At 64.1% G+C, this 26,516-nt stretch carries 22 protein-coding genes; 13 read left to right on the top strand and 9 right to left on the bottom strand.

Going from position 1 to position 26,516, the window contains the following annotated elements:
* Nucleotides 1–60 precede the first annotated feature (60 nt).
* Together JG739_RS02825 and JG739_RS02830 are read left to right on the top strand one after the other, a co-directional pair.
* The gene (locus JG739_RS02825; protein WP_446720532.1) at nucleotides 61–792 is read left to right on the top strand and encodes an SDR family oxidoreductase; all 732 of its coding nucleotides are present in this window, start codon (nucleotides 61–63) and stop codon (nucleotides 790–792) included.
* Nucleotides 793–847: 55 nt separating this feature from the next.
* Nucleotides 848–1,693, top strand: coding sequence for a fumarylacetoacetate hydrolase family protein (locus JG739_RS02830; protein WP_202365151.1), 846 nt, complete (start codon nucleotides 848–850; stop codon nucleotides 1,691–1,693).
* A 208-nt stretch (nucleotides 1,694–1,901) separates the two neighbouring features.
* Here JG739_RS02830 and JG739_RS02835 read toward each other — a convergent pair whose 3' ends face one another.
* The gene (locus tag JG739_RS02835; protein WP_202365152.1) at nucleotides 1,902–2,900 is read right to left on the bottom strand and encodes an ABC transporter ATP-binding protein; all 999 of its coding nucleotides are present in this window, start codon (nucleotides 2,898–2,900) and stop codon (nucleotides 1,902–1,904) included.
* Between the two features lie 203 nt (nucleotides 2,901–3,103).
* Between JG739_RS02835 and JG739_RS02840 the strand changes: the two genes are divergently transcribed.
* Nucleotides 3,104–4,267 carry an IS4 family transposase gene (locus JG739_RS02840; protein ID WP_202362951.1) on the top strand — a complete coding sequence of 388 codons (1,164 nt, stop codon included), beginning with the start codon at nucleotides 3,104–3,106 and terminating at the stop codon, nucleotides 4,265–4,267.
* Between the two features lie 180 nt (nucleotides 4,268–4,447).
* Here JG739_RS02840 and JG739_RS02845 read toward each other — a convergent pair whose 3' ends face one another.
* The 5 genes from JG739_RS02845 to JG739_RS02865 all read right to left on the bottom strand — a co-directional run bounded on the left by JG739_RS02845 (nucleotide 4,448) and on the right by JG739_RS02865 (nucleotide 9,985).
* Nucleotides 4,448–5,509 carry a Gfo/Idh/MocA family protein gene (locus tag JG739_RS02845; RefSeq protein ID WP_202365153.1) on the bottom strand — a complete coding sequence of 354 codons (1,062 nt, stop codon included), beginning with the start codon at nucleotides 5,507–5,509 and terminating at the stop codon, nucleotides 4,448–4,450.
* Nucleotides 5,506–6,345, bottom strand: coding sequence for a carbohydrate ABC transporter permease (locus tag JG739_RS02850; protein WP_023801468.1), 840 nt, complete (start codon nucleotides 6,343–6,345; stop codon nucleotides 5,506–5,508). The genes JG739_RS02845 and JG739_RS02850 overlap by 4 nt, the downstream gene beginning before the upstream one ends.
* A gap of 226 nt (nucleotides 6,346–6,571) precedes the next feature.
* On the bottom strand, nucleotides 6,572–7,495 hold the full coding sequence (locus JG739_RS02855) for a carbohydrate ABC transporter permease (RefSeq protein ID WP_202365154.1): 924 nt from the start codon (nucleotides 7,493–7,495) through the stop codon (nucleotides 6,572–6,574).
* Between the two features lie 226 nt (nucleotides 7,496–7,721).
* Complete coding sequence (locus JG739_RS02860) at nucleotides 7,722–8,981, bottom strand: ABC transporter substrate-binding protein (protein ID WP_202365155.1); 1,260 nt, start codon at nucleotides 8,979–8,981, stop codon at nucleotides 7,722–7,724.
* Nucleotides 8,982–8,983: 2 nt separating this feature from the next.
* Nucleotides 8,984–9,985 (bottom strand): N-acetylmuramic acid 6-phosphate etherase, encoded by a 1,002-nt coding sequence (locus JG739_RS02865; RefSeq protein ID WP_202365156.1) that lies wholly within the window; start codon nucleotides 9,983–9,985, stop codon nucleotides 8,984–8,986.
* A gap of 156 nt (nucleotides 9,986–10,141) precedes the next feature.
* Between JG739_RS02865 and JG739_RS02870 the strand changes: the two genes are divergently transcribed.
* Genes JG739_RS02870 through nagA form a run of 4 tightly spaced genes read left to right on the top strand, consistent with a single transcriptional unit; the run spans nucleotide 10,142 to nucleotide 14,020 of the window.
* The gene (locus JG739_RS02870) at nucleotides 10,142–11,023 is read left to right on the top strand and encodes an N-acetylglucosamine kinase (protein ID WP_202365157.1); all 882 of its coding nucleotides are present in this window, start codon (nucleotides 10,142–10,144) and stop codon (nucleotides 11,021–11,023) included.
* Nucleotides 11,020–11,802: a GntR family transcriptional regulator gene (locus JG739_RS02875; protein ID WP_202365158.1), complete on the top strand. Its 783-nt coding sequence runs from the start codon at nucleotides 11,020–11,022 to the stop codon at nucleotides 11,800–11,802. Before JG739_RS02870 ends, JG739_RS02875 begins: the two co-directional genes overlap by 4 nt.
* A gap of 32 nt (nucleotides 11,803–11,834) precedes the next feature.
* On the top strand, nucleotides 11,835–12,845 hold the full coding sequence (locus tag JG739_RS02880) for an SIS domain-containing protein (RefSeq protein ID WP_202367315.1): 1,011 nt from the start codon (nucleotides 11,835–11,837) through the stop codon (nucleotides 12,843–12,845).
* Nucleotides 12,842–14,020, top strand: a complete 1,179-nt coding sequence (gene nagA / locus JG739_RS02885; RefSeq protein WP_202365159.1) for an N-acetylglucosamine-6-phosphate deacetylase — start codon at nucleotides 12,842–12,844, stop codon at nucleotides 14,018–14,020. The genes JG739_RS02880 and nagA overlap by 4 nt, the downstream gene beginning before the upstream one ends.
* Before the next feature lie 42 nt (nucleotides 14,021–14,062).
* Here nagA and JG739_RS02890 read toward each other — a convergent pair whose 3' ends face one another.
* The 3 genes from JG739_RS02890 to JG739_RS35200 form a co-directional block, all read right to left on the bottom strand.
* Nucleotides 14,063–15,442, bottom strand: a complete 1,380-nt coding sequence (locus JG739_RS02890) for a malonyl-CoA decarboxylase (RefSeq protein WP_202365160.1) — start codon at nucleotides 15,440–15,442, stop codon at nucleotides 14,063–14,065.
* A 229-nt stretch (nucleotides 15,443–15,671) separates the two neighbouring features.
* On the bottom strand, nucleotides 15,672–16,349 hold the full coding sequence (gene rpe / locus JG739_RS02895) for a ribulose-phosphate 3-epimerase (RefSeq protein ID WP_202365161.1): 678 nt from the start codon (nucleotides 16,347–16,349) through the stop codon (nucleotides 15,672–15,674).
* Nucleotides 16,350–16,642: 293 nt separating this feature from the next.
* Nucleotides 16,643–20,095, bottom strand: a complete 3,453-nt coding sequence (locus JG739_RS35200) for a hypothetical protein (RefSeq protein ID WP_244749673.1) — start codon at nucleotides 20,093–20,095, stop codon at nucleotides 16,643–16,645.
* Between the two features lie 559 nt (nucleotides 20,096–20,654).
* On the opposite strand from JG739_RS35200, the gene dnaK reads away from it, so the two are divergent.
* The 6 genes from dnaK to JG739_RS02935 all read left to right on the top strand — a co-directional run bounded on the left by dnaK (nucleotide 20,655) and on the right by JG739_RS02935 (nucleotide 26,514).
* Complete coding sequence (dnaK, locus tag JG739_RS02910; protein WP_027154686.1) at nucleotides 20,655–22,571, top strand: molecular chaperone DnaK; 1,917 nt, start codon at nucleotides 20,655–20,657, stop codon at nucleotides 22,569–22,571.
* Nucleotides 22,572–22,882: 311 nt separating this feature from the next.
* On the top strand, nucleotides 22,883–24,013 hold the full coding sequence (gene dnaJ / locus JG739_RS02915; RefSeq protein ID WP_202365162.1) for a molecular chaperone DnaJ: 1,131 nt from the start codon (nucleotides 22,883–22,885) through the stop codon (nucleotides 24,011–24,013).
* Nucleotides 24,014–24,157: 144 nt separating this feature from the next.
* Nucleotides 24,158–24,763 (top strand): phospholipid N-methyltransferase PmtA, encoded by a 606-nt coding sequence (gene pmtA / locus JG739_RS02920; RefSeq protein ID WP_202365163.1) that lies wholly within the window; start codon nucleotides 24,158–24,160, stop codon nucleotides 24,761–24,763.
* Between the two features lie 145 nt (nucleotides 24,764–24,908).
* The gene (locus JG739_RS02925; RefSeq protein WP_202365164.1) at nucleotides 24,909–25,505 is read left to right on the top strand and encodes an NADPH-dependent FMN reductase; all 597 of its coding nucleotides are present in this window, start codon (nucleotides 24,909–24,911) and stop codon (nucleotides 25,503–25,505) included.
* Between the two features lie 20 nt (nucleotides 25,506–25,525).
* Entirely contained in the window at nucleotides 25,526–26,209 is a 684-nt protein-coding gene (pyrF, locus tag JG739_RS02930; RefSeq protein ID WP_202367316.1) for an orotidine-5'-phosphate decarboxylase, read from the top strand.
* Between the two features lie 17 nt (nucleotides 26,210–26,226).
* Complete coding sequence (locus JG739_RS02935; RefSeq protein ID WP_202365165.1) at nucleotides 26,227–26,514, top strand: DUF1330 domain-containing protein; 288 nt, start codon at nucleotides 26,227–26,229, stop codon at nucleotides 26,512–26,514.
* Nucleotides 26,515–26,516: the final 2 nt, after the last annotated feature.

Consider the following 26,516-nt stretch of genomic DNA (forward strand, 5'->3'; position numbering starts at 1 on the left):
AAAACATTTGCCGGCCCCTAGGAGAATAGCGCCCGGGCGGCGACAGAGGGAGAAAAAATCATGGCGGATCTGGCGGGCAAGATCGTTGTCGTCACGGCGGCGGCGCAAGGCATCGGCCGGGCGAGCGCGCTGGCTTTCGCCAGGGCGGGCGCCGTCGTCCATGCCACCGACATCAACGAGGTGCTGCTCGCCGAACTCGGCAAGACGGCCGGCATCAAAACCCGCAAGCTCGACGTGCTGAACGACGAGGCGGTCGAAAAAGCCTTTGCCGAGATCGGCGCCGTCGACGTGCTGTTCAACTGCGCCGGCTTCGTCCATTCGGGCTCGATCCTCGAGATGAAGGACGCCGATCTCGATTTCGCTTTGGATCTCAACGTCCGCTCGATGATCCGCACCATCCGCGCCGTGCTGCCCGGCATGCTGGAGCGCGGCGACGGCTCGATCATCAACATGGCGTCGCTGGCCGGCTCGACCAAGGGCGTGCCCAACCGCTTCGTCTATGGGCTGACCAAGGCGGCGGTCATCGGCCTGACCAAATCGGTCGCCGCCGACTATGTCGGCAAGGGCATACTCTGCAACGCCATCTGCCCGGGCACGGTCGAAAGCCCGTCGCTGGAGGACCGCATGCATGCGCAGGGCGACTACGAGGCGGCGCGCGCCGCCTTCATCGCCCGCCAGCCGATGGGCCGTCTCGGCACACCAGAGGAAATCGCCGATCTCGCCGTCTATCTGGCTGGAGCCACCTATACGTCGGGACAGGCTTATAATATCGACGGTGGCTGGTCGATCTAAGAGGCCATTTGAAAACTCTGCAAACGGCCCCTGGGCCGCAATCAGGAGAAAAAGAATGAAACTGCTGCGCTATGGCGAAGCGGGGAGCGAACGCCCCGGACTGCTCGATGCGGATGGAACGATCCGCGACCTCTCCGCCCATGTCACCGACATTGCCGGCGAGGCGCTCGACCCGGCATCGCTCGAAAAACTGTCGAAGCTCGATCCGCAATCGCTGCCGGCGGTTTCCGGCAATCCGCGCATCGGCGCCTGCGTTGCCGGCACCGGCAAATTCATCTGCATCGGTCTCAACTATTCCGACCACGCCGCCGAGACCGGCGCCACCGTGCCGCCGGAGCCGATCATCTTCATGAAGGCAAGCTCGGCCATCGTCGGGCCAAACGACGACGTGCTGATCCCGCGCGGCTCGGTCAAGACCGACTGGGAAGTCGAGCTTGGCGTGGTCATCGGCAGAAAAGCCAAATACGTCACCGAGGCCGAGGCGCTGGATTATGTCGCCGGCTACTGCGTCGCACACGACGTGTCCGAGCGCGCCTTCCAGGCCGAGCGCCAGGGCCAGTGGACCAAGGGCAAGTCCTGCGACACGTTCGGGCCGATCGGCCCGTGGCTGGTGACCAAGGACGAGGTCCAGGACCCGCAGAACATCCCGATGTGGCTGAAGGTCAACGGCAAGACGATGCAGAACGGCTCGACCAGGACCATGGTCTATGGCGTCGCCTATCTCGTCGCCTATCTCAGCCAGTTCATGTCGCTGCATCCGGGCGACATCATCTCGACCGGCACGCCGCCCGGCGTTGGGCTCGGCATGAAGCCGCCGGTGTTCCTAAAACCCGGCGACGTCGTCGAGCTCGGCATCGAAGGGCTGGGCATGCAGAAGCAGACGTTCAAGGCGGACGCGTAGGCGCTCTTCCTTCTCCCCTTGTGGGAGAAGGTGGATCGGCGCGCAGCGCCGAGACGGATGAGGGGTGCTGGAAGAAACGCGGCGGGAAAACATCGAAGGATTTTAGTCGCTTATGCCTTCAGCGTAGCAATCCTTCCAACACCCCTCATCCGACCGAGCTTCGCTCGGCCACCTTCTCCCACAAGGGGAGAAGGGGAGTCGGCACCAGCTACTTCAGCACCTTGCCATCAGTCCCAAACCGATAGGTCCTTGCCGGATCCGGCGTCGCGTAGAGCGTGGCGCCAGGTTCGGCGTTGTAGACACCGAAAATGCGCACGGTGATCAGCCCGGCCTTCTCGCAGTCGAGATAGAGGTTGGTGTCGGCGCCGAGGTGCTCGGCATGGACGACCGTGCCTTTCCAGGCGCCGGATTTCGCGTCGACGGTCAGGTGCTCGGGCCGGACGCCGATGGTCTTGGCCGTTTCGCCAAGCCTGGCGCCGTCGACGAAATTCATTTTCGGCGAGCCGATGAAGCCGGCGACGAACTCATTCGCCGGCGCATTGTAGAGTTCCATCGGTCCGCCGATCTGCTCGATCCTGCCGGCATTGAGCACGACGATCTTGTCGGCCAGCGTCATCGCCTCGACCTGGTCGTGGGTGACATAGATCATCGTCGCCTTCAGCCGGCGATGCAGTTGCGCGATCTCGAGCCTGGTGTTGACGCGCAGTGCGGCATCGAGGTTGGACAAAGGCTCGTCGAACAGGAAAAGCTTGGGCTCGCGCACCACGGCGCGGCCGATGGCGACGCGCTGGCGCTGGCCGCCGGACAGCTCGGCCGGCCGCCTGGCGAGATAGGGCTCCAGCGACAGCATCGAGGAGGCGATGCCGATGCGGCGGTCGATCTCGGCCGCCGGCGTGCCCGCCTGCTTGAGGCCGAGGCCCATATTGTTCTTCACCGTCAGATGCGGGTAGAGCGCGTAGGTCTGGAACACCATGGCGATGCCGCGCTTGGCCGGCGGGGTGGCGGAGACGTCCGCGCCGTCGATGACCACGCGGCCCGAGGTCGAATCCTCCAGCCCGGCGATGACCCTGAGCAGCGTCGATTTTCCGCAGCCGGAGGGGCCGACGAAGACGACGAACTCGCCATCGGTCACTTCGAGGTCGATGCCCTTCAGCACCTCGACCGGCCCAAAGGCTTTTTTCACGTTCTCGATGTTCAGTGCGCCCACTTTGTTCCTCCGGATTGGGATGTGGGCGCCAAGGCACCCCCCTCTGTCCTGCCCTCTTTGCCAAAACTTGGCATCTCCCCCTCAAGGGGCAGGGCTGTCCGGGGAAAGTTTTGAGTGAATCGAAATGCCACATGTGCATGCCCCGTAAAACGGGGTTTGTCCGTCTTTTCTCTGGTTGTCGAGACTCAGAAAAGGAACGGGGCATGCGCTTTGCACCTAGCATCTTCGGGCAGCTTCTTGAACCCATCGATCGGCGTCAATTCCAAGCAATTGTGGATCGCCACGACGGGGATGCGTACGACAAATCGTTCAGAAGCTGGGATCATCTGGTGGCGCTGATCTATGCCCAGTTCTGCGGCAGCAGCAGCTTGCGTGGCCTGGAAGCCGGCTGGAACGCCAACAGCCAGCATCATTATCACCTGGGCAGCGGTCCGTTGATGCGTTCGACCTTGTCGGATGCCAACAGACGGCGTCCGGTCGCCATCTTTGCCGAGGCGTTCGGTCTGGTGGCGAACCTGCTCGACAGGCAAATGCGGCGCGAGGGCGAAGCGATGCTGCGGCTGATCGACTCGACCCCCATTCCGCTCGGCAAACTGTGCGATTGGGCCAAGTCGAACGGGCGCATCCGCGGCATGAAGGTGCATGTCGTCTATGACCCGAAGACCGACTGTCCGCGCATCCTCGACATCACCGACGCCAACGTCAACGACGCCCAGGTCGGTCGCCAGATCACGATCGAAGCTGGAGCGACCTACGTGTTCGACAAGGGCTACTGCCATTATGGCTGGTGGACGGCGATCGCCGAAGCCGGATCGATCTTCGTGACGCGGCCCAAATCCAACATGAGGCTGGCGCTGCTGCGTGATCGCCCTATAGCCGAGCCGCAGGGCGACGGCTTCCTGGTTGTGGAAGACAGTGAGGTAAGCTTGGTCAGCAAGGCTGCTTGCAAGCTGCCGATGCGGCTGCGTCGCCTGCGCGTTCAGCGCGAAACGGGCGACACCATCACGCTTTTGACCAACGATCTGGAGCGCTCTGCCGTCGAGATTGGACGGCTTTACAAAGGCCGCTGGCACATCGAGCTTCTGTTCCGATGGATCAAGCAGCACCTCAAGATCCGCAAGTTCCTCGGCAACAACGGCAATGCAATCCGCCTGCAACTCTTTGCCGCAATGATCGCCTTTGCGCTGCTGCGCATTGTCGCGCGCACCCGCCGCGTCACTATTCCTATCTTGAGGTTCACAGAACTGGTCGCTCAATACTTGTTCGGGCGGCGGAAACTGCACACCATCGATAAGCCGCCACCGGTCAATCCAAGCCGACCAAGGGACCGAGCCTCTCCCAATCAGATGGCCTTCATTTATGAATAACTTTCCCCGGACAGCCCTGCTCAAGGGGGGAGATTGGCAGCTTCGAGGCCGCGCGCCACTTTGCGGCGTTGATAGCTAGCGAAGGCAGTACCAACATCTGATCTCCCCCCTGGAGGGGGAGATGGCCGGCAGGCCAGAGGGGGGCGCCGTAGAGCGCCACTACTTGCAAAAATTCCCCTATCACAATTGCACCGCCTTCCCGCTGCGCACGCTTTCGTCGGCGGCAAGGCAGACGGCGAGCGACTTCACCGCGTCGTCCATATGGCGGGTGAGATCAATATCCTCGCGGATCGCCTTGAGCAGAAAAGCCTGTTCGCGGTCGCAGAGATCCTGATGGCCGGGCTCGCCCTCCATCGACAGCATCTCATCCGGCTTGGCGAATTTTCCGTCAGCGCCGGTCGCCGCGCTGTGCAGGCACAGCGTCGAGGTCTTGGTGTGGGTGTCGATGTCGTCGGATTTGACGCCCTCCTTCATGACGATCGACACACAGCCATTCGGCGATATCACGTCCTTCACGAAGAACGCCGTCTCCGAGATCATCGGCCCCCAGCCGGCCTCGTACCAGCCGACCGAGCCATCGTCGAACAGCACCTGCAGGTGGCCGTAATTGTACATCGTGGGCGCAATCTCGTCGCTCAGTCTCAGCCCCATGCCGCGCACCTCGACCGGCCTGGCGTCGGTGATCTGCAGCATGACGTCGAGATAGTGCACGCCGCAATCGACGATCGGCGACGTCGTGCGCATCAACTGCTTGTGCGTCTCCCAGCTATGGCCTGAGGATTGCTGGTTGAGGTTCATGCGGAACACGTAGGGGCCGCCGAGCTTGCGCGCCTCGGCGATCAGCCTGATCCAGGACGGATGATGGCGCAGGATGTAGCCGATCACCAGTTTTCTGCCGTTGGCCCTGGCTGCCGCGACGGCGCGTTTGGCATCCGCCACCGTCGTCGCCAGCGGCTTTTCGACAAAGACATGGCAGCCGGCCTCGAACGCCTTGACCGCATAGTCGGCATGGCTGTCGGAATAGGTGGCAATGCAGGCGATATCTGGTTTTTCGTCGCGCAGCGCCTCGTCGAAGGAGCGCCTGATGCCATAGCTGGAAAGCCCGGCCGGCAGCGGCACGTCCGAACGGTTGACCAGTGCGGCGATCTCGAAGCCCGGATTAATATGATAGGCCAGCGCATGGCTGCGGCCCATATTGCCGAGCCCGGCGACGACGACGCGAAGAGGTTTTTGCGAGCTCACTTGACCGCTCCCGAAGTAATGCCGCGGATCAGCTGCCGCGAGAAGATGACGTAGAGGATCAGCACCGGCATGATCGCCAGCGACAGCGCCGCCAGGATGGCGTTCCAGTTGGTGACGAACTGGCCGAGGAACAGCTGGGCGCCGAGCGTCACCGTCTTGGTCTCTTCCGACGGCGCCAGGATCAGCGGAAACCACAGATCGTTCCAGATCGGGATCATAGTGAAGACGGCGACCGTCGCCATCGACGGCCGCACCAGCGGCAGCACCAGCCGGAAGAAAATGGTGTATTCGGACAGGCCGTCGATGCGGCCGGCGTTCTTCAGATCGTCGGAGACCTGCTTCATGAATTCCGACAGGATGAAGACGGCGAGCGGCAGGCCTTGCGCGGTATAAACCAGGATCAGCGCCGTCAGCGTGTTGACCAGCCCGCTCGCCACCATCAATTGCAGGATGGCGACGGTGCCGAGGCGGATCGGGATCATGATGCCGAGGGCGAGATAAAGCCCCATCAGCGAATTGCCGCGAAAGCGGTATTCCGACAGCGCAAAGGCGGCCATCGCGCCGAACAACAGCACGAAGAACAGCGAGGCGACGGTGACGACAAGGCTGTTCTGGAAATAGTGAATGAAATCGCCCTGGCCGATGACGGTGGTGTAGCCGATCAGGTCGAAGGTTTTCGGGGTCGGCGGCGTCAGCGGCGCGCCGAAGATGCCGGCGCGGGATTTAAACGAATTCATGATGACGATGATCACCGGAAACAGCGCGATCACCGTGTAGGTCAACAGCACCGCATGGGCGCCGATGGTGCGGGGCAGGGAATGGGTGGCCGTGCTCATTGGAAAGTCTCCTGACGAGCTGCATTTCCAATGGATGGCGCCAAGGCACCCCCCTCTGTCCTGCCGGACATCTCCCCCTCAAGGGGGGAGATCGGCAGCTTCAGCCTGGCGACTTCTCTTGCAACGTTGAAAAGTAGCGAAAGCGATGCGGCAGTCCAATCTCCCCCCTTGAGGGGGAGATGGCCGGCAGGCCAGAGGGGGGTGTTCAAGCTCGACATCGCGCCCCCTAGAACTGGTAGCGACGCAGGCGCGTCTGGACGAGGAAGAGGTAGACGCAGACGCCGCCAAGGATGATCAGGAACATCATCGTGGCGATCGCCGCGCCCATGTTGGGATCGCCGATTTGCAGCTGGAAACCGAAGAAGGCGCGGTAGAGGAAGGTGCCGAGAATGTCGGTCGAATAATTCGGCCCGGCCAGCGCGCCCTGCGCGGTGTAGATCAGGTCGAAGGCGTTGAAATTGCCGACGAAGGTGAGGATCGAGATGATGCCGATCGACGGCAGGATCAGCGGCAGCTTGATCTTCCAGAATTGCGACATGCCGGTGATGCCGTCGCATTCGGCGGCTTCGATCACCTCGTCGGGGATCGACAGCAGCGCGGCATAGATCAGCATCATCGGGATGCCGACGAACTGCCACACCGAGATCAGGCTGAGCGTGGTCAGCGCATATTGCTCCTTGCCGAGCCACGGCGTGAACAGGCTTTTGAGGCCGACGAGATCCATCAGGTTCGGCGCCACGCCCCACAGCGGCGACAGGATCAGCTTCCAGGCGAAGCCGACGATGACGAAGGACAGGATCGTCGGCACGAAGATGGCTGTGCGGTAGAAGGCGGAGAATCTCAGCCGTGGGCTGGACAGAAGTGCGGCCAAAAGCACGCCGATCGGGTTCTGCACCAGCATGTGGATGATGAAGAACCAGACATTGTTCCTCAGCGCGTTCCAGAAGCCCACGGACCAGTTCGGATCGCCGAACAGCGTGCGGAAGTTTGCCAGTCCCACGAAGACCTGGGACTGGTCGATGTTGCGGAACAGCGAGAGCTGCAGCGTGCCGGCCAGCGGCAGGATCATGATCGCCGTATAGACCAGCACCGCCGGCGCCAGGAAGACGCCGATATGCCAGCGGAACGGTCGTTTCGGTGCTGCGGCCATGCGTTCGGTCTCTGCTGATCAGGTCTTGCCGCCAAAGGGTGCGGCGCCTCCCTCCCCCTCGAGGGGAGGGTGCCTCGCGAAGCGAGGCGGGTGGGGTCGGTCAAGGCAGCGCGCCATCGTTTCGACCGCGCCTTCCGGCAACGATCAGGTTGCGGCCCGTCTCCACCGACCCCCTCTGTCGCCTTCGGCGACATCTCCCCCTCGAGGGGGGAGATAGCGCTCGTTCTTACTTCGCCGGCTTATACCAGCTGTCGAGGCCGTCCTGCAGCTTCTTGGCGGCAGCTTCCGGCGTGACGGTGCCGTTGATGACGTTGGCCGATTCAACCCAGGTCTCGTTCTCGAGGTTCGGCGTGCCGCGCCCCAGGATCTGGTAGGTCGAGCGGATCGTCGACTTGCACTTGTCGCGCCAGGAGACGAATTCCTGGGCCAGCGGGTCTTCCATTTTCACCGGCGTGTTGTTCAGGCTGAAGAAGCCCGGCAGCGCGTTGGCGTAGATGGTGGCGAAATCCGGCGAGGCGACCCAGGTCAGGAAGGTCTTGGCCGCATCCGCATTCTTCGACGCCGCATTGAGGCCCATGCCGATGTCGGTGTGGTCGGAGATGTAGCAGGTGTCGCCGGCCTTCTGCACCGGCGGCGGGAAGGCGCCCATCTTGAACTGGGCCTGGGTGTTGAACAGCGCGATCTCCCACGAGCCGGCAGGGTAGATGGCGGCGCGGCCAAGCGTGAACAGGTTCTGGCTGTCCGGATAGGTCTGTGCCTCAAAGCCGTCGCCGAGATAGGGCTTCCATTTGGCGAGTTCGGCAAAGGGCGCGACCCACTGCGGGTCGGTCAGTTTTTGCTCGCCCTTGATCAGCGCGGTGCGGCCTTCCTCGCCCTTCCAGTAGTTCGGGCCGATGTTCTGGTAGCCCATGGTCGCGGCTTCCCAGAGATCCTTGGTGCCCATCGCCATCGGGATGTAGGTGCCGTCGGCCTTGATCTTGTCGAGCGCGGCGTAGAACTCCTCATTGGTGGTCGGCACCTTGATGCCGAGCTGGTCGAAGGCGTCCTTGTTGTAGATGAAGCCGTGGATGACCGAAGCCATCGGCACGCAGAAGGTCGCCTTGCCGTCGTCGGTCTGCCAGGCGGCCTTGGCGACGTCGGAAAAATTCTCCATGCCGGGCAACGTCGAGATATCGGCAAGATTGCCCTTCTTGAACAGTTCCAGCGACTTGTCGAACGGGCGGCAGGTGATCAGGTCGCCGGCCGAACCGGCGGCGAGCTTGGCGCCGAGTGCCGCGTCATATTCGGTCGGCGCCGACGGCGCGAACACCACCTTGATGCCCGGGTTCTTGGCCTCAAAAGCCGGGATCAGCTTGTCCTTCCAGATGGCAAGGTCGTCGCCGCGCCAGCTTTCGATGTTGAGCGTTACGTCCTGGGCATAGGCCATTCCGGCCGAGCCGAGAATGCTGGTGCCGAGAAGCAGTGCCGTCAGTAGTTTGGTTGTCATGCTCAGTCTCCCTGTTGACCTTTTTCAGGTTCGGTTTTGAGAACAGAGGTTTTGCGCCCCATGCTCCCCTCGATCGCGGAAAGCGCCGGGCGCAGCTTGTGGCCGGTGCCTTCCAGTATCTTCTGCGCCGCATCGGCGCTGGCGGCGCCGGCGGCGAGTAGAATGGCTGTCTTGACGGCGCCGCCGCTGTTCTCGAGCAGGCGTGCCGCATCGTCCCTGTCGCGTCCGCTGATGGCGGCAACGATGCGGGCGGCGCGCTCGCGCAGCTTGATGTTGTCGGCCATGAGATTGACCATATAGCCGTCATGGACATGGCCAAGATGGATGGCGGCCAGCGTCGACAGCATGTTTAGCGCGATCTTCTGGGCGGTGCCGGCGCCCATGCGCGTCGAGCCGGCGATCAGCTCCGGCGGTGTTTCGAGCAATATGGCGATGTCGGCCAGCCGAAGCAGCGGCGCATCCTTGTTGTTGGCGATGGCGATGGTCGCCGCACCGCAGCGCTTGGCGTCCTCGATCGCCCTGACCGCATAGGGCGTCGAGCCGCTGGCCGAGACCGCGATCAGGCAGTCGCCCTCCGCGATGCCGGCAGCGGCAACCGCGGCAGAGGCTTCGTCGGTATCGTCCTCCGGCCCGCCGGACAGCGTCTTGAAGGCATCGTCGCCGCCGGCGATCAGGATGGCGATGCGGTCGCGCTTGATACCGAAAGTGCCCGGCAGTTCCAGCGCATCGGCCAGCGCCATCAGGCCCGAGCTGCCGGCTGCTGCGTAAGCGAGCTTGCCGCCGCTGTTCAACCGGCTGGCGATGATCTCGGCGGCTTGGGCGATGGCGGGAATGGCGCCGCGCACCGCCTTGGCGGCCTCGATCTGCGCGTTGGCCAAAGAGGAAAGGATGGCGTCCGGGGCCTGGATGTCCAGCCCCTCGGCATTCTGGTGAAGCGCTTCGGTGCGCGTTTCGCGCCATCCGCTTTCCCTCCAATCCGCAAAACAATACCAAAAAAATACCACTTGTCCACACGCATTCGCGACTTCTCTGCCCTGAAATCGCCGCTCCGACAAAATGCATAGGTTTTTCAATCAAATACGCCTTAATCTTTTTGAAACGGAAATTAATCCTTGGCTATTGGTATTTTATTGGTATTATCCGCCCGGAGGAGACATCGCGTGAAATTCGTGCTTGGAATCGATGGCGGCGGCACCAGCTGCAGGGCGGCTCTTGCAACAGTTGACGGCACTGTCGTCGGCCGCGCCAAGAGCGGTGCGGCCAACATCCGCACCGATCTCACCGGCGCCAGACCCAACATCGTCGAGGCGGCAAGGCAGGCCTTTGTCGCCGCCGGACAAAACCCCGAACTGATCCCGCAGACGCCGGCCGTCCTCGGCCTCGCCGGCGCCAATGTCGGCACTTACAGGCAGCAGCTCGAAGCCATCCTGCCGTTCAGCATCAGCCGTGTCGAGACCGACGCCGAGATCGCGCTTGAGGGCGCAGTCGGCTCCGGTGACGGCGCCATGGCCATCCTCGGCACCGGCACCGCCTATATGGCGCGCAAGGCCGGCAAGTCGCGCGCCATCGGCGGCTGGGGATTCCAGGTCGGCGACCAGGGCAGCGGCGCCCGCATCGGCCGCGACCTGCTCGAGCAGACGCTGCTCGCCTATGACGGCATCCGCCAGGGATCGCCGCTGACGCAGGCCATGCTCGCCATCTTCCGCGACAATCCCGAGGATCTGGTCGAGTTCACCACCAACGCAAAACCCGGCGATTTCGGCGGCTTCGCGCCAAAGGTCTTCGAGCATGCCGAAAAGGGCGACACCGTCGCCAACTGGATCCTCGACAAGGCGGTCGCCGATGTCGAGGCAGCACTTGGCGTGCTCGATCTCGGCGACGACGCTCCGCTCTGCCTGCTTGGCGGGCTGGCGCCGCTCTATGCGCCGCGGCTGTCGGCGCGTTACCGGGCGCTGCTGAAGCCGCCGCTCGACGATGCGCTTGGCGGCGCCGTGCAGATGGCGGTGCGTGTCTTCGCCAAAGCAGCGGAGGCAACGCGATGAGCGAAGCCGCCGACCAGATCTTCGCCATGCTGAAACAGTCGGCGCAAAGCGGCGCACCGCTCTATCTGCAGCTCAGGAAGAGCATCGAGGATGCCGTCAATCGCGGCCTGATCGGGCCGGGCGATGCGCTGCCGTCCGAGCGCGACATCGCCAGCAAGGCCGACATTTCGCGGGTCACCGTGCGCAAGGCGGTGCAGGATCTGGTCAAGGGCGGCATCCTTGTCCAGCGCCACGGCTCCGGCACCTTCGTCGCGCCGCGGATGGAGCGCGTCGAGCAGTCGCTGTCGCGGCTGACGTCGTTCACCGAGGACATGGCGCGGCGCGGCATGGCGGTGCATTCGGCGTGGCTCGACCGCGGCCTCTATGCGCCCTCGCCGGACGAGATGATGGTGCTCGGCCTGTCGTCGAACGAATTGGTGGCGCGGGTGGCGCGCCTGCGCATTGCCAACGACACGCCGCTGGCGATCGAGCGCGCGGCACTGTCTGCCAGCGTGCTGCCCGACCCGGCGGGAATAGGGTCGTCGCTCTACGCGGCGCTGGAAACCACCGGCCATCGGCCGGTGCGGGCGGTGCAGCGCATTTCCGCCGCCAATCTCGGCGACGACGACGCGCGCCTGCTCGAAGTGCCGCCAGGCATTGCCGGCCTGCACATCGAGCGTATTTCCTATCTGGCGAGCGGCAAGGTGATCGAATTCACCCGCTCGATCTACAGGGGCGACGCCTATGATTTCGTCGCCGAGCTCCGGCTGAGCGGGCCGGGCGAAGAGGGCCGGCCATGAGCGCAGTAAACAGCCAAATGGGGACCACCCATATGCGGCGTGAGATCGAGGAGATCCCGGAGGCCACCGCGCGCCTGCTCGACGGCTCGGCAGCGGTGCTGACAGAAGCAGGGCGCGGCATTCGCGAGCGCGATCCGCATTTCGTCGTCACCGTGGCGCGCGGCTCCTCCGACCATGCCGCCACCTTCATGAAGTATGCGGTGGAACTGACCGCCGGCCTTGCCGTCGCGTCGGTCGGCCCGTCGATCGTTTCGATCTATGGCGCCAGGCTGAGGCTGGGCGGCTCGGCCTGCCTGGCGATCTCGCAGTCGGGCAAGAGCCCGGACATCGTCGCCATGGCGCAAGCCGCGAGAGCCGGCGGTTCGCTGACCGTCGCCATCATCAACACCGCCGATTCGCCGCTGGCGCGGGCCTGCGATTATGCGATCGACATCCTGGCCGGCCCGGAGCGCAGCGTCGCGGCGACGAAGACCTTCGTCAATTCGGCCGTCGCCGGCCTTGCCTTGATGGCGCATAGCACCGGCGACGACAATTTGCTGGCGGCACTCGCCCGTTTGCCGGAGCATTTCCGCAAGGCGATCGCCTGCGACTGGATGGCGCTGGCCGGTGCGCTGGAGACGCAGAACTCTCTGTTCATCCTCGGTCGTGGCCCGTCCGCGGCGATCGCCAATGAGGCGGCGCTGAAATTCAAGGAGACCTGCGCCATGCACGCCGAGGCCTATAGTGCAGCCGAAGTCATGCATGGCCCGCTGGCGCTGGTCGGGCCTGGTTTTCCGGTGCTGGCGCTCGCCGCCCGCGATGCTTCCGAGCCGTCGGTCGCAGAGGCCGCAGACAGCCTAGCGGGCAAGGGCGCGGCGGTCTTCGTGACTTCGGACAAGGCGACAAGCGCTCAGCACCTGCCGCATGTCGCCACCGGCCATCCGCTGACCGACCCGCTTGCGCTGATCGTGTCGTTCTATGGCTTCGTCGAGGCCTTTGCCCGCCATCGCGGTCTCGATCCGGACACGCCGCCCAATCTGCGCAAGGTGACGGAAACCATATGAGCGACCGTTTTGCCCTGACTGGCGCCCGGATTTTTGACGGCGACGACTGGCACGACGACGCTGCCCTTGTCGTGCGAGACGGCCTTGTCGAGGCCATCGTCGCCGCCGGAGCCGTTCCGTCCGGCGTCGAGCGGATCGAAGCCGGCGGCGGCATGCTGGCACCGGGCTTCGTCGACCTGCAGGTCAATGGCGGCGGCGGCGTCATGCTCAACGACCACCCCGATGTCGCCTCGATCGAGACCATCTGCCGGGCGCATGCGCCTTTCGGCACGACCGCACTGTTGCCGACGCTGATCACCGACACGCCTGAGATCACCGCAGCGGCGGTTGCCGCCGGGGCCGAGGCCGCGCAGCAGAAGGTGCCGGGCTTTTTGGGTCTGCATCTCGAAGGCCCGCATCTGTCGATCGCCCGCAAGGGCGCGCACGATCCGGCGCTGATCCGGCCGATGCTGGATGCCGACCAGGCGATGTTGATTGCGGCGCGGAAAACCCTGCCGGTGCTGCTGACGACTGTAGCACCGGAATCGGTGGAGCCGGCGAGGGTTTCAGCGCTGGTCGGGGCCGGCATCGTCGTCAGCCTCGGCCATTCCGACACCGGCTATGCCAAGGCGCGCGCGTTTGCCGATGCCGGCGCAACAATGGTCACCCATCTGTTCAACGCCATGAGCCAGATCGGCAACCGCGAGCCGGGTCTGGCGGGTGCAGCCATCGATACCGGCACATTGTTTGCCGGCATCATCGCCGACGGCATCCATGTCGATCCCGCCACCATGGCCATCGCGCTGCGCGCCAAGCAAGGCCCGGCAAAGATCTTCCTGGTCACCGACGCCATGGCGACGATCGGCACCGGCATGACCTCATTCACGCTGAACGGCCGCGCCATCTACCGCAGGGACGGCAGCCTGCGGCTTGCCGATGGGACGCTGGCCGGTGCCGATCTCGACATGATCGCCGCCGTCCGCTTCGTCAACCGCGTCGTCGGACTGGACCTGTCGGAGGCGCTGCGCATGGCTTCGCTCTATCCGGCGCAGGCGATCGGCCAATCGCGCCGGCTCGGCCGCTTCGCCAACGGCACCGCCGCCGACATCGTTGCGCTGTCGGACGAATTGGACGTCAAGAGCGTCTGGATAGAAGGCGACAGGGTTTTCGAGGCCGGTGTCGCAAAGGGCGCCTAAGATATCAGCCGCTCGGCCCGCAGCCTGAAGCGGGTGGTTGACTCAACTGTCCCTCTTGTCCCCAATCACCTGGGCTGGCGCCGGAAGCCGTGGTGCAGACGGTCTCGCCATTTTCGGCAGCAGGCGGCGCACGGCGGGGGCGGCCGCCACATCGTTCCTGGCGGCGAACAGCTCGTGGTTTTTCTCGATGTCGTCGAGCTTGTAGCGATAATTGACCATCAGGCCATGCGCCTGACGCAAGGCGCGGGGCGACAGGTCGCCGAAAAGGTCGATGCGCTCCAGCCGCGCGCCATTGCCGAGATGGAACCGGGCGACCGGGTCGATCACTTTGCCGGAAGCGGTGCGGGATTCGAGGAAATACTGTGCCGCGAGCGGCAGCAGCGCCGGGCCGACGCGGTCGCGAGCGGCAGCGTCCGCATGCCAACCCTCGTCGGCAACGAGGTCCAACACATCGGCGGCGGAGGGGATGGTTTCGGCCTGCTCGGCCAACCAGCGAGCAAAGCCCGGGACCGGCGACAAGGTGACGAAATCGGTCAGGCCGGGAAGGTCGCGGCGCAGATCCTCGACCACCTGCTTGATCAGAAAATTGCCGAAGGAGATGCCGCGCAAGCCCTCCTGGCAATTGGAGATGGAATAGAACACCGCCGTCGTGGCCTGCCGCGGCGGCACCGGCGGCCGCTCGTCGGCGAGCAGCTCGGCGATCGTCGTCGGCATCGCCCGGGTCAGCGCGACTTCGACGAAGATCAGTGGCTCGTCGCCGAGCTGCGGATGAAAGAACGCATAGCAGAGCCGGTCGGCGGGCTCGATCCGGCGGCGCAGATCGTCCCAGGTGTGGATGGCATGCACCGCCTCGTAGCGGATGATTTTTTCCAGGATGTTGGCCGGCGTCGACCAGTCGATCCGCCGCAGCACCAGGAAGCCGCGGTTGAACCACGACGACAGGAGATGGGTGAAGTCGGCATCGACGATGGCGAGATCGGGCGATGTGGGCAGCCGGGCAAGCAGATCCTCGCGCATGCGCACCAGCGTCTCGATGCCGCCGGGCGCCAGGTTCAGGCGGCGCAGCAGCTCCTGCCTGGCCGGCTCGGAGGCGTCGTGCAGGGCAAGTGCCGAGCGATCGTCCGGCGTGGCGCGATAGGCATCCACCGCAGCGGCAAGCCTGGCGTGATCGGTGCCGAAACGATCGCGCAGCACATGCAGGAAAGCCAGCCTGCCGTCGGCGCCGAGGCTGCGCCAGCGATCGAGTATTTCTCTTGCATAGGCGACGCCCGATGCCTCGCCCTGGCTGGAAAGCAGACGGACGCACAGACGGGCCAGGCTGTCGGCCGAAACCGGCTCGTCACCGCGCACGAGGTTCAGCATCATCCGGCCGCGGTCGGCGATGGTGTTCAGCAGGTCAGCGAAGAAAGGGCTGCGGTTCATCGATCCGACCGTCGAAGAGGAGCCTGCGGGAGGGTCCGGAGAGGCATGAGGGTGAGACAGAGAATATGGATGGTAGTTTTGGATATACCAATAAAATCGCCAAAAATGGACAGGGTCATTTTTGGCTGGGGGGATCGCATGTCACGAGCACAAGCGCACCGGCTTCGGCCAACGAACTCCTGACCGGCTGGGGAGAACAGCGCGTGCCGGTGACGTCGCGCCGGCAGCGTCAGCCGGCCGCCCTGTCGGCCGCTGTCCTGATCGCCTCGATGTTCGCCCGATAGGCTTCGACGCTGCCGCCCTTGAAGATAGCCGCGCCGGCGACCAGCACGCTGGCGCCGGCGGCGGTGACCAAAGGTGCTGTTTGCGGCGAGATGCCGCCGTCTATCTCGATCCGGATCGGCCGACTGCCGATCAGCGCCTTCACCCGCTTCACCTTGTCGACGACCTCCGGGATGAAGGCTTGGCCGCCAAAACCCGGATTGACAGTCATGATCAGGATCAGATCGAGCCGGTCGAGCACGTATTCGATCGCCGTTTCCGGTGTCGCCGGGTTGAGCGACACGCCGGCCTGCTTGCCGAGATCCCTGATCGTCTGCAACGAACGGTCGAGATGCGGCCCGGCCTCGGCATGCACCGTCATGCCGTCGCAGCCGGCTTCGGCAAACGCCTGCAGATAGGGATCGGCCGGCGCGATCATCAGATGGCAGTCGAAGAAGGCCTTGGTGCGGTTGCGGATCGCCTTGATCACCGGCGGGCCGAAGGTGATGTTGGGCACGAAATGCCCGTCCATGACGTCGAGATGGATCCAGTCGGCGCCGGCCGCCACCACCGCCTCGACCTCGTCGCCCAGCTTCGAAAAATCCGACGCCAGCACAGATGGCGCGATCAGGGTCTTTTTGCTCATGATGCGGCCTTTCCAGGCGCCCGTGGTTTCGAGCACGTCGTCTGGATCGACTGCTAGACCATGATCCCGATAAGGGGAAGCCGGTTTGTGTGGCCTTGCGAGACAGCGGCGGGACAGCGCCCCCCCTCTGTCCTGCCGGACATCTCCCCCTAGGGCCCTAGGGGGGAGATTGGCTCCGCTTTCGCCACTTCAATGTTGACAAACAGGCGCCGTCGGCGACGCTGCCGATCTCCCCCCGTGTGGGGGAGATGTCCGGCAGGACAGAGGGGGCGCGAAGGATCGTTGACGGGTCACTACTGCAGAGCCCGCGGCCTGCGCCTCGGCTGCTGCAGGATGTTCGGGTTCAGCAGCAGGTTCGGATTGATCTGCAGCGTCGGTGCCCTGCGAATCGGAGTGCAGTCCGGATATTGTCCGACTGTCCCGACCGGGCAGCGCCGCTTGACGATCGGCAGGCACCGGCCGTTGATCAGCCGTGAGCCAGGCGCGCACTCCAGCTGCGCCCGGCGGCATGCGCCTCTGATCAGCTCGGTCCCGCGCGGGCAGACACAGGCGCCGTTCTTGGTGCGTATCTGACCGGGCAGCAGCCTGCACTGCTCCACGACCGGCGGCTTTTTTCGGATCGGTCGGCAGGCATTGCCCCTTAGTTCCGTCCCTCTCGGGCAGATGCAATCGCCATCCTGGGTACGGATCTGGCCCTTGAGCAGCACACAGCGCTCCTTCGGCTTCGCTATGATGACCTTGCCGCCATCCGACGAGCACTGGCCGTTGCGGAAAGTGGTGCCTTGCGGGCAGACGCAGCGGCCGGCGTCGTTCATGACGAGGCCCCGCGAGCACGCCTTCTTCGCCTCATTCTTGATCGTGAAGGGATGGCAGGCATAGGCCTTGCCGCGATCGCCCTGCACGCTGGTCGGGTCGCCGGAGAGCATTTTGCCCGCACCTCGCACCGGCGTGTCGGGGGACAGCACGCCGACGCAGTTCTGGCCGCCGACGGTGCCCTGCAGATCGGCCAGGCGGCCGGCGTCGGGTATGATCACGGTCACCCGGTGAACGTGGCTTTCCCCGGCGCCGAGCGTCAGGTTGGCGATGCAGGATAGAGGCAAGTTCGCCGGTTCCGGCGCACAGCCGAAGGGCGGGTTGATCGAGGTAATCGCAACGCCTTCCAGCCGGCCGGGACCTTCGACGCCGATCGCATCGCCAATGCGAACCGGACCGGAGAAGGCGTTTTTCCCATCGTTCGCGATGGTGATCTCGAACGAGCAGGGCTGGCCGATCCGGCAATCGGCATCGCCGGTCTTAACGACACGAATGGTCGAGGCGCCGCCGCCCTGGGCGCAGACCCTGCCGATGGGATGGACGACGTCGTCTCCTGGCGCCGGGCCGTAGGAGCCGCGTGCGCAGTTCTCGAACACGCCATTGCCGGCAACCGTCACGTCGAACTGGCGGCTGGTTCCAGGCGTCATGACGGCGCCGGGAATCTGGCACGATAACGCACTGGCCGGAACCGGTCCGCACGTCCATTCCACGCCGTCGGGAGTGACGGTCTGGATCTGGACGGGCCTGCCGCCGGCCACCAGCGTGGCGGCATCGTTGACCCAAATCGGGCCGGTGGGGGCACTGGTGCCTATGCTGACGACCGTGATGCGGCAGGTGACGGCCGCAGCACCGGCCAGCGCTCCGCTGCACATCTTGGTGATGCGCATGGCCGGCTTGCCGCTGTCGAAATGACGGATGCGTTGCCTGGCGCAGGCCCTGTTGTTGGTGAGGTCGTTCTCGCCGGGGACGGCTTTCACCTCGGCGCAGTTCTCGACCGTGTTTGGCCGGTAACCGACCGGCATCACCGCCTTGACGAAGATCGGCGTCGAAGCGCCCGGCGAGAGCACGATGCCGGTATTGTCGCAGCGGAACTTGCCGGGGCCGTTCGGTCCGCATGTCCAGGGCGGGGTCGGGCCGAAGGTCGACGATGCCGGCGCGCCATACGGATAGGTATCGGTGACCGTCAGCGGCCCGTCGTAGAGGACGCTGCCGTTGTTGATGATGTCGAGCACGAAGGTGCAGACACCATCTGCCGTGCAGACCGGCGTGCGGGTACGCTTCTTCAGGATCAGATCGACCTTCTTTTCGACCGGCGACCGGCAGTCGCGGTCCCGGTCGCCGCGCCGGCAGTTTGGGATCGAGGCGCAGCCGCGGTCGAGGCAAGGAGGCACGCCGCCGCCCGGCATCTGCTCGTCATAACCGGCACGGCTTTCGCAGGGATGCCACACTTCGACGTCGCCGACATGGCCGTCTGCCTCGGGGTCTCCGAAATAGCCGTCAAAGTCGACGAACCACGCGCCGAAAGGCGGCGCGTTGGCCGGCTTGACCAGCGCCGTCGGCGTGATCTGCACACCGTGCACGGCGAGCGGCCCGCCGCCGGCAAGCTGTTCGGCAAGCCCCGGGTTATCACGCAATTTGTCGCCGGACTTGACCAGCGTCTCGGTGCAAGCGCTCGCGTCGAGATTGCCATCGGCGTCATAGCCATATTGCAGGTCGAGGCCGCCAGCCGACTGCCGGTTGTCTTGCGGGAAGCCGACCGCATAGTCCTGCGGCCTTTCCACCCAGATTGATTCCGTCGCCGGATCGTCAGGGCTTTCGCGCCTGTAGCGGAAGACCTCGCCCGTGCCGGTATCGGCGAACCGGCTGTCGTCGTAGCGGTTTTCCACCGGGCCGCGCTGGGCCAGGTACATGAAGCCGCTGATGTCGAAAGCGATGTCAGTGACCGCGTGGTCGTTGTCGGCCTTGACCGTCAGTTCCCAGCGCGCGTCGCCAGCAAAGCTGCCGTCGCGGGCAACCCCCACCGACCAGAGCTCGGCCTTTTCACCGACTGAATAATAGAGGCGGCCGCCGTGATAGGCGACGGACCAGACGCGACGCTCATCCTGCGTATAACCCCAGCTGTCGGAGTCCTCGCTGTCGAAGGCAGCGCCCTCGATGTCCATCGCCAAGCCATCGTCGGCAAGCGGGGCCACCCCGTGCGCCGGGCGCCCGACAACGCCGTGGTCGAATGTGTCGACCAGCGTACCATTGGCGTCAATGCGATGGATGAGACCGGTGTCGAGATCGCTGGCGAAGAACTGGCGGCGGATATTGTCGAAGGTGAGGTCGCCGATGCCAGGGCCGCTGTTGGTGTCGAGGTCGGCGAATTTGCTGACCTGGCCGGTGGTGCCGTCAATCTTCCAGATCGTGCCCGGTCCGCCACCGTTTTCGGTGCCGAACTGGCCGTCCATGAAAGTGGCGCCGGCAGCACCGCGACGCTGCCGCTTGGGACGACCGTCCGCGTCTTGGTCTGATGTGACGATGCGGACGCCATGCAGCGAGGTGGCGCCGGCATAGAGGTTCGCGATGCCCGAGGGAGCCCCGTCGTCATAGGTGATGCCGAACACCTGGCCGATCTGCCCGGCCGTCACTTCGAAGGGCGGCGGCGTGAAGACGAGCTGGCCGGAGGCCCGCCCGCCCAGCCTTGAAACGTCAAACACGCGCAAGGTTGCGCGCGTCGTGTCGATAAAGGTCTTATCGACCGGGTCGACGCCGGGCGGCAGGCCCTCCTCAAAATCACGAATGACGGTACCGGAAAATCCGGTCACCGCCATCGAGCCTGGATAGATAATCTGCGTTTCCTGCGCCTGCACGGCACCGCCAAGCCACAGGATGATGGCGAGCGCCAACGTCGGAAAGCCGCCGGTTGCCAGGAATCTATTGGTTAACTGCATCGCACGGCGCAAACGGCCAGCACGAGAGCGCACGAACGCGCCGTGGTCGCATGACATGGAGCTCCCCCAGCGGGCGACGGGAGAAACATCCGGCGTTTCCGCGCGAGTCAGGGCAAGGCGCGACGTTCCGGCACGTTTTTCCCTGATCGAATTGTCTGCTTTCCTCGTATTCACGATATGCCGGCTCTCAGGCAGGGTCAACGGAACCAGCGGAACGCCCGGCATGGCGAACCCACCCCGAAAGCGGTGGTCGAACTGAGTCTGGATTTCCAGTCATGGCCTTTCCTTTCCAGGGCCGCACGACGCGGCGCATCTGGTGTCAGTCGCGAACCGACGCGGAAAGGTTCATGGGCCCGGAGGACCCTGGCCGGCCCGAGAAAAGGATGTGTTGGATGCCTTGCGCAGAATGCTTGCGCGCCGCGTAGCCTGTTCTTATATACGCGCCAAGCCGTTCGGCGCCGAAATGCCGGTTGCCGAAGCGGAATTTCTTGTGAACAGGGGCTTTCATCGGAACGCCTGTAGGGGTCCTGAGAGCCTGCTTAGCGGAGAGATTAGAAAAATGGCAAAAGTAATCGGTATCGATCTGGGGACCACCAACTCCTGCGTCGCCATCATGGACGGCAAGGAATCGAAGGTCATCGAGAATGCGGAAGGCGCGCGCACGACCCCATCCATCGTCGCCATCAACAGCGACGGCGAGCGCCTCGTCGGCCAGCCGGCCAAGCGCCAGGCGGTCACCAATCCTGAAAACACCATCTTCGCGGTCAAGCGCCTGATCGGCCGCCGCTATGACGATCCGGTTACCGAAAAGGACAAGAAGCTTGTCCCCTACAAGATCGTCAAGGGCGACAATGGCGACGCCTGGGTCGAGGCCGGCGGCAAGAAGCAGTCGCCCAGCCAGATCTCGGCAATGATCCTGCAGAAGATGAAGGAAACGGCGGAAGCCTATCTCGGCGAGAAGGTCGAGAAGGCGGTGATCACCGTTCCGGCCTATTTCAACGACGCCCAGCGCCAGGCAACCAAGGATGCCGGCAAGATCGCCGGCCTTGAAGTGCTGCGCATCATCAACGAGCCGACCGCGGCCGCACTTGCCTACGGCCTCGACAAGAAGGAGGGCAAGACCATTGCCGTCTATGACCTTGGCGGCGGCACGTTCGACATTTCGGTGCTCGAAATCGGCGACGGCGTCTTCGAGGTGAAGTCGACCAATGGCGACACCTTCCTCGGCGGCGAGGATTTCGACATGCGTCTGGTCGAATATCTGGCGGCCGAGTTCAAGAAGGAACAGGGCATCGACCTGCGCAGCGACAAGCTCGCGCTTCAGCGCCTCAAGGAAGCGGCCGAAAAGGCCAAGATCGAGCTGTCGTCGACGACGCAGACCGAGATCAACCTGCCCTTCATCACCGCCGATGCCACCGGCCCCAAGCACCTGACGCTGAAGCTGACGCGAGCGAAGTTCGAGAGCCTGGTCGAGGATCTCGTCCAGCGCACGATCGAACCCTGCAAGGCGGCGCTCAAGGATGCCGGCTTGAAGGCCGGCGAAATCGACGAGGTCGTCCTGGTCGGCGGCATGACCCGCATGCCCAAGATCCAGGAGATCGTGAAGCAGTTCTTCGGCAAGGAGCCGCACAAGGGCGTCAATCCGGATGAGGTCGTCGCATTGGGCGCCGCCATCCAGGCCGGCGTGCTGCAGGGCGACGTCAAGGACGTGCTGTTGCTCGACGTGACGCCGCTGTCGCTCGGCATCGAGACGCTGGGTGGCGTGTTCACGCGGCTGATCGAGCGCAACACGACGATCCCGACCAAGAAGAGTCAGGTGTTCTCGACTGCCGAGGATTCACAATCGGCCGTGACCATCCGCGTCTTCCAGGGCGAGCGTGAAATGGCCGCCGACAACAAGGCGCTCGGCCAGTTCGACCTGGTCGGCATTCCGCCGGCGCCGCGTGGCGTGCCGCAGATCGAGGTCACTTTCGACATCGACGCCAACGGTATCGTCAACGTCTCGGCCAAGGACAAGGGCACCGGCAAGGAGCACCAGATCCGTATCCAGGCGTCTGGCGGCCTTTCGGACGCCGACATCGAGAAGATGGTGAAGGACGCCGAAGCCAATGCCGAGGCCGACAAGAAGCGGCGCGCGCTGGTCGAGGCCCGCAACCAGGCCGAGGCGCTGGTGCATTCCTCGGAGAAGTCGCTGAAGGAATATGGCGAGAAGGTTTCCGAGGCCGACCGCACGGCGATCGCCGATGCGATCGCGGCGCTGAAGACCGCTGCCGAAGGCGACGACGCGGCCGAGATCGAAGCCAAGACGCAGGCGCTCGCCGAAACCTCGATGAAGCTCGGCCAGGCCATGTACGAGGCTTCGCAGAAGGAAGCCGCGGAAGCTGACGCCAAGGCGGACGCCGCCAAGGACAGCGACGTGGTCGATGCCGACTTCGAGGAAATCAACGAGGACGACGACAAGAAAAAGTCGGCCTGAGCGGCCTGACGGCAGGGTTAGGCGCATGACCCCGAAATCGGAATCGATTTCCGGAAAGGATCATGCGCATAAATCAAAGTGCTATAGCGTCGTTTGCGTGTCCAACGAGATGTGCGGCGCTGTAGTAAAGCCCGGCGTAAAGCCGGGCTTTTTTGCAACTCTGGCCGAAAAAGTGCGCGCCTGATCGAAAAAGTGAGGGCAAGCCCGTGTCAACACTGGCATCCCGGCTCCATCGCACCTAAATCGGAACAGCGTGCCGGCGAACGACGCAAAATGCTTCAAGACGTTGAATATCCGGACTGCGGGAAAAGATGAAAGCTGATTTCTACGAAACGCTGGGCGTGCAAAAGGGGGCCGACGAGAAGGAGCTCAAGAGCGCTTTCCGCAAGCTGGCCATGCAGTTCCACCCCGATCGCAACCCTGGCGATCATGCCTGCGAGCACAAGTTCAAGGAAATCAACGAAGCCTACGAGACGTTGAAGGACCCGCAGAAGCGCGCGGCCTACGACCGTTTCGGCCACGCCGCCTTCGAACAGGGCGGTATGAACGGCGGCGCACACGGCTTCGGCGCCGGCGGTTTCGCCGACATTTTCGAGGATATTTTCGGCGACATGATGGGCGGGCGCCAGCGCCGCTCGTCAGGCGGACGCGAGCGCGGCGCCGACCTGCGCTACAATATGGAAATTACGCTGGAGGAGGCGTTTACCGGCAAGACGGCGCAGATCCACGTGCCGGCCTCGATCTCCTGCATGGAATGCTCCGGCAGCGGCGCCAAGCCCGGTACCCAGCCCGTCACCTGCTCGATGTGCAACGGCCACGGCAAGGTGCGCGCCACGCAAGGCTTCTTCTCGATCGAGCGCACCTGCCCGCAATGCCAGGGACGTGGCCAGACCATCAAGGAGCCGTGCCCGAAATGCGCCGGCCAGGGCCGCGTCACCGAGGAGCGCTCGCTGTCGGTCAACATCCCGGCCGGCATCGAGGACGGCACCCGCATCCGCCTTGCCAATGAGGGCGAAGCCGGCCTGCGCGGCGGCCCGTCGGGAGATCTTTATATTTTCCTGGCGGTCAAGCCGCACGAATTCTTCCAGCGCGACGGCGCCGATCTCTACTGCAAGGTGCCGATCTCAATGACGACGGCTGCCCTTGGCGGTTCTTTCGAGGTGACGACGCTGGATGGCACCCAGACGAAGGTCAAGGTGCCGGAAGGCACCCAGAACGGCCGCCAGTTCCGCCTCAAGGGCAAGGGCATGCCGGTGCTGCGCCAGCACAATGTCGGCGATCTCTACATCCAGACCGCGGTCGAGACGCCGCAGAACCTGTCCCGCCGCCAGCGCGAGCTGCTGGAGGAGTTCGAGCAGCTTTCCTCGAAGGATAATTCGCCGCAGTCGAGCGGCTTCTTCGCCCGGATGAAAGACTTCTTCGAGACCTTCGGCGAGCGCTGATGGCGACTGTCGCCGATCGGGTGTAGGATATAAGCGAGCGGAAGCTCCCCTAGCGTCATCAACACCTTATACCGGCGTCCGCCTTGCCTTGAAGCCCGTAGCTGCTAAGTAGCCACTCTCGGGGGACCGTTCAGGAGAACTTGCATGGCACATGGTCCCGGACTGCGAAAGACGCTGGCAGAGAAGTTCGACGATGAACTGAAGTTCTTCAAGGGCTGGATCGATAAGCCGAAGGCAGTCGGTTCAATCGTACCGACCAGTTCCATCACGGCCCGCAAGATGGCCTCCGTCGTCAACCCGATGTCGGGCCTGCCGGTGCTCGAAGTCGGGCCCGGCACCGGGGTCATTACCCGAGCCATCCTCGCCCAGGGCGTGAAGCCTGAAAATCTCTACGCAGTCGAATACTCCCCCGATTTCGTGCGCCATCTGCGCCAGCTCTATCCCGGCGTCAACGTCATCGAGGGCGATGCCTTCAATCTCGATGCGACGCTCGGCGATGAGAGCGGCCTGACCTTCGATTCGGTCATCTCCGGCGTGCCATTGCTCAATTTCCCGGTCGAACAGCGCGTCGCCTACGTCGAAAGCCTTCTCGACTGCATCCCGACAGGCCGCCCGGTCGTGCAGTTGACCTACGGCCCGCTGTCGCCGATCCCGCCCGGCCGCGGCGACTACACGGTCGAGCATTTCCATTTCGTCATCCGCAACATCCCGCCAACGCAGCTGTGGATCTATCGGCGCGGAGCGCAGTAGGGTGTGCCGATATTCAGGTGAAGCCGGCCTGACCTGAATCTCATCACACCCTTCACGCATGTGCCCCCAATTCCCTTTTCGATTTTTGGCCGGTGCGTTGATTTAACCGATCCTTGGCTGTACCTGTCCGGGAACAAGGGGGCCGATGGCAGTGATCCCGAAAATTCTCGTCTTCGCCGGTTCGATTCGCTCTGGCGCCTACAGCGGCAGGACCGCCGATGTGGCGCGGAAGGAACTCGCCATGCAGGGCGCCGAGGTGACCCGCATCTCGCTTGCCGACTATCCGCTGCCGATCCTCGACGAGGATCTGGAAAAGGAGAAAGGCATTCCCGAGAACGCCATCAGGCTTGCCCGGCTAATCGCGGCCCATGACGGGCTGCTGATCGCGACGCCCGAATATAACGGCTCGATCCCGCCGCTGCTCAAGAATAGCATCGATTGGGTGAGCCGGGTGCGCAAGGATGACGGGCGGTCGTTCAGGCCGTTCACCGGCAAGCCCGCCGGCCTTTGTTCGTCTTCCAAAGGACATTTCGCCGGGGTACGCTGCATCAACCATCTGCGCGCCGTGCTGGTGCGCTGCCAGATGGAGGTGGTGACGCCGGAGTGTTCTGTCCCGGAGGGCGGCAACGCCTTCGACGAGGACGGGAATTTCAGGGACGAGCGACTGCACAGATCGATGGAGCACCTATGCCGCACGCTGATCGAAACCTCGCGCCTGCTGTCGACGCGGATCGAGGCGTGATCCAGGAGCGCGCCAGCACCATGCAAGACAGGCTGATCGTCGGCCTCGACGTGCCGACGCTGAAGGATGCCGAGAAGGTGGTGCGCGAACTCGATGGGGTCGTCTCCTTCTACAAGATCGGCTATCAGCTCGCCTTCGCCGGCGGCCTCGACTTCGCCCGCGAGCTCGCCAGCGGCGGCACCAGGATCTTCCTCGACATGAAGCTGCTCGACATCGACAACACGGTGGCCAAGGGCGTCGAGGCCATTGCCAGGATGGGCATGACCATGCTGACGCTGCACGCCTATCCGAAGGCGATGAAGGCAGCGGTCGAGGCCGCCAGGGGCAGCGATCTCTGCCTGCTTGGCGTCACCGTGCTGACCTCGATGGACGAGCAGGACGTGATCGACGCCGGCTATGAGCATGACCCGCATACGCTGGTGCTGAGGCGCTCCGAACAGGCGCTGCATGCTGGCATGGGCGGCATCGTCTGTTCGGCCGAGGAAGCGGAAGCGGTGCGCCGGATCGTCGGCCCCAACATGGCGGTCGTCACGCCGGGGATACGGCCCAAGGGCAGCGACCATGGCGACCAGAAACGCGTGGTCACGCCGGCGCAGGCGATCCGCAACGGCTCCAGCCATCTCGTCGTCGGCCGGCCGATCGTCGGCGCCACCGACAGGCGGGCCATCGCGGAAGCCATCCTTGACGAAATGCGCTCGGCCTAACAATTCGGAGAAGACGCATGCCCAAGGGATACTGGATCGCCCGCGTCGATGTGCGTGATGCGGAAGGTTACAAGGACTATGTCACTGCCGCCAAACCGGCTTTCGATCGTTTCGGCGCCGTTTTCCTGGCACGAGGCGGTGCGCATGAAAAAGCAGAAGGGCCGGGCCGCGACCGCAACGTGCTCATCGAATTTCCGTCATTGGCTGCGGCGCATGATTGCTATCACTCGCCGGAGTATCAGCGGGCGGTCGCGATCCGCCAGAAGGTAGCCGACGGCGAGATCGTGCTGGTCGAGGGGCTTTAGCT

Origin of the sequence: Mesorhizobium sp. L-2-11 (assembly GCF_016756595.1) — a bacterium.
GTDB lineage: Bacteria > Pseudomonadota > Alphaproteobacteria > Rhizobiales > Rhizobiaceae > Mesorhizobium.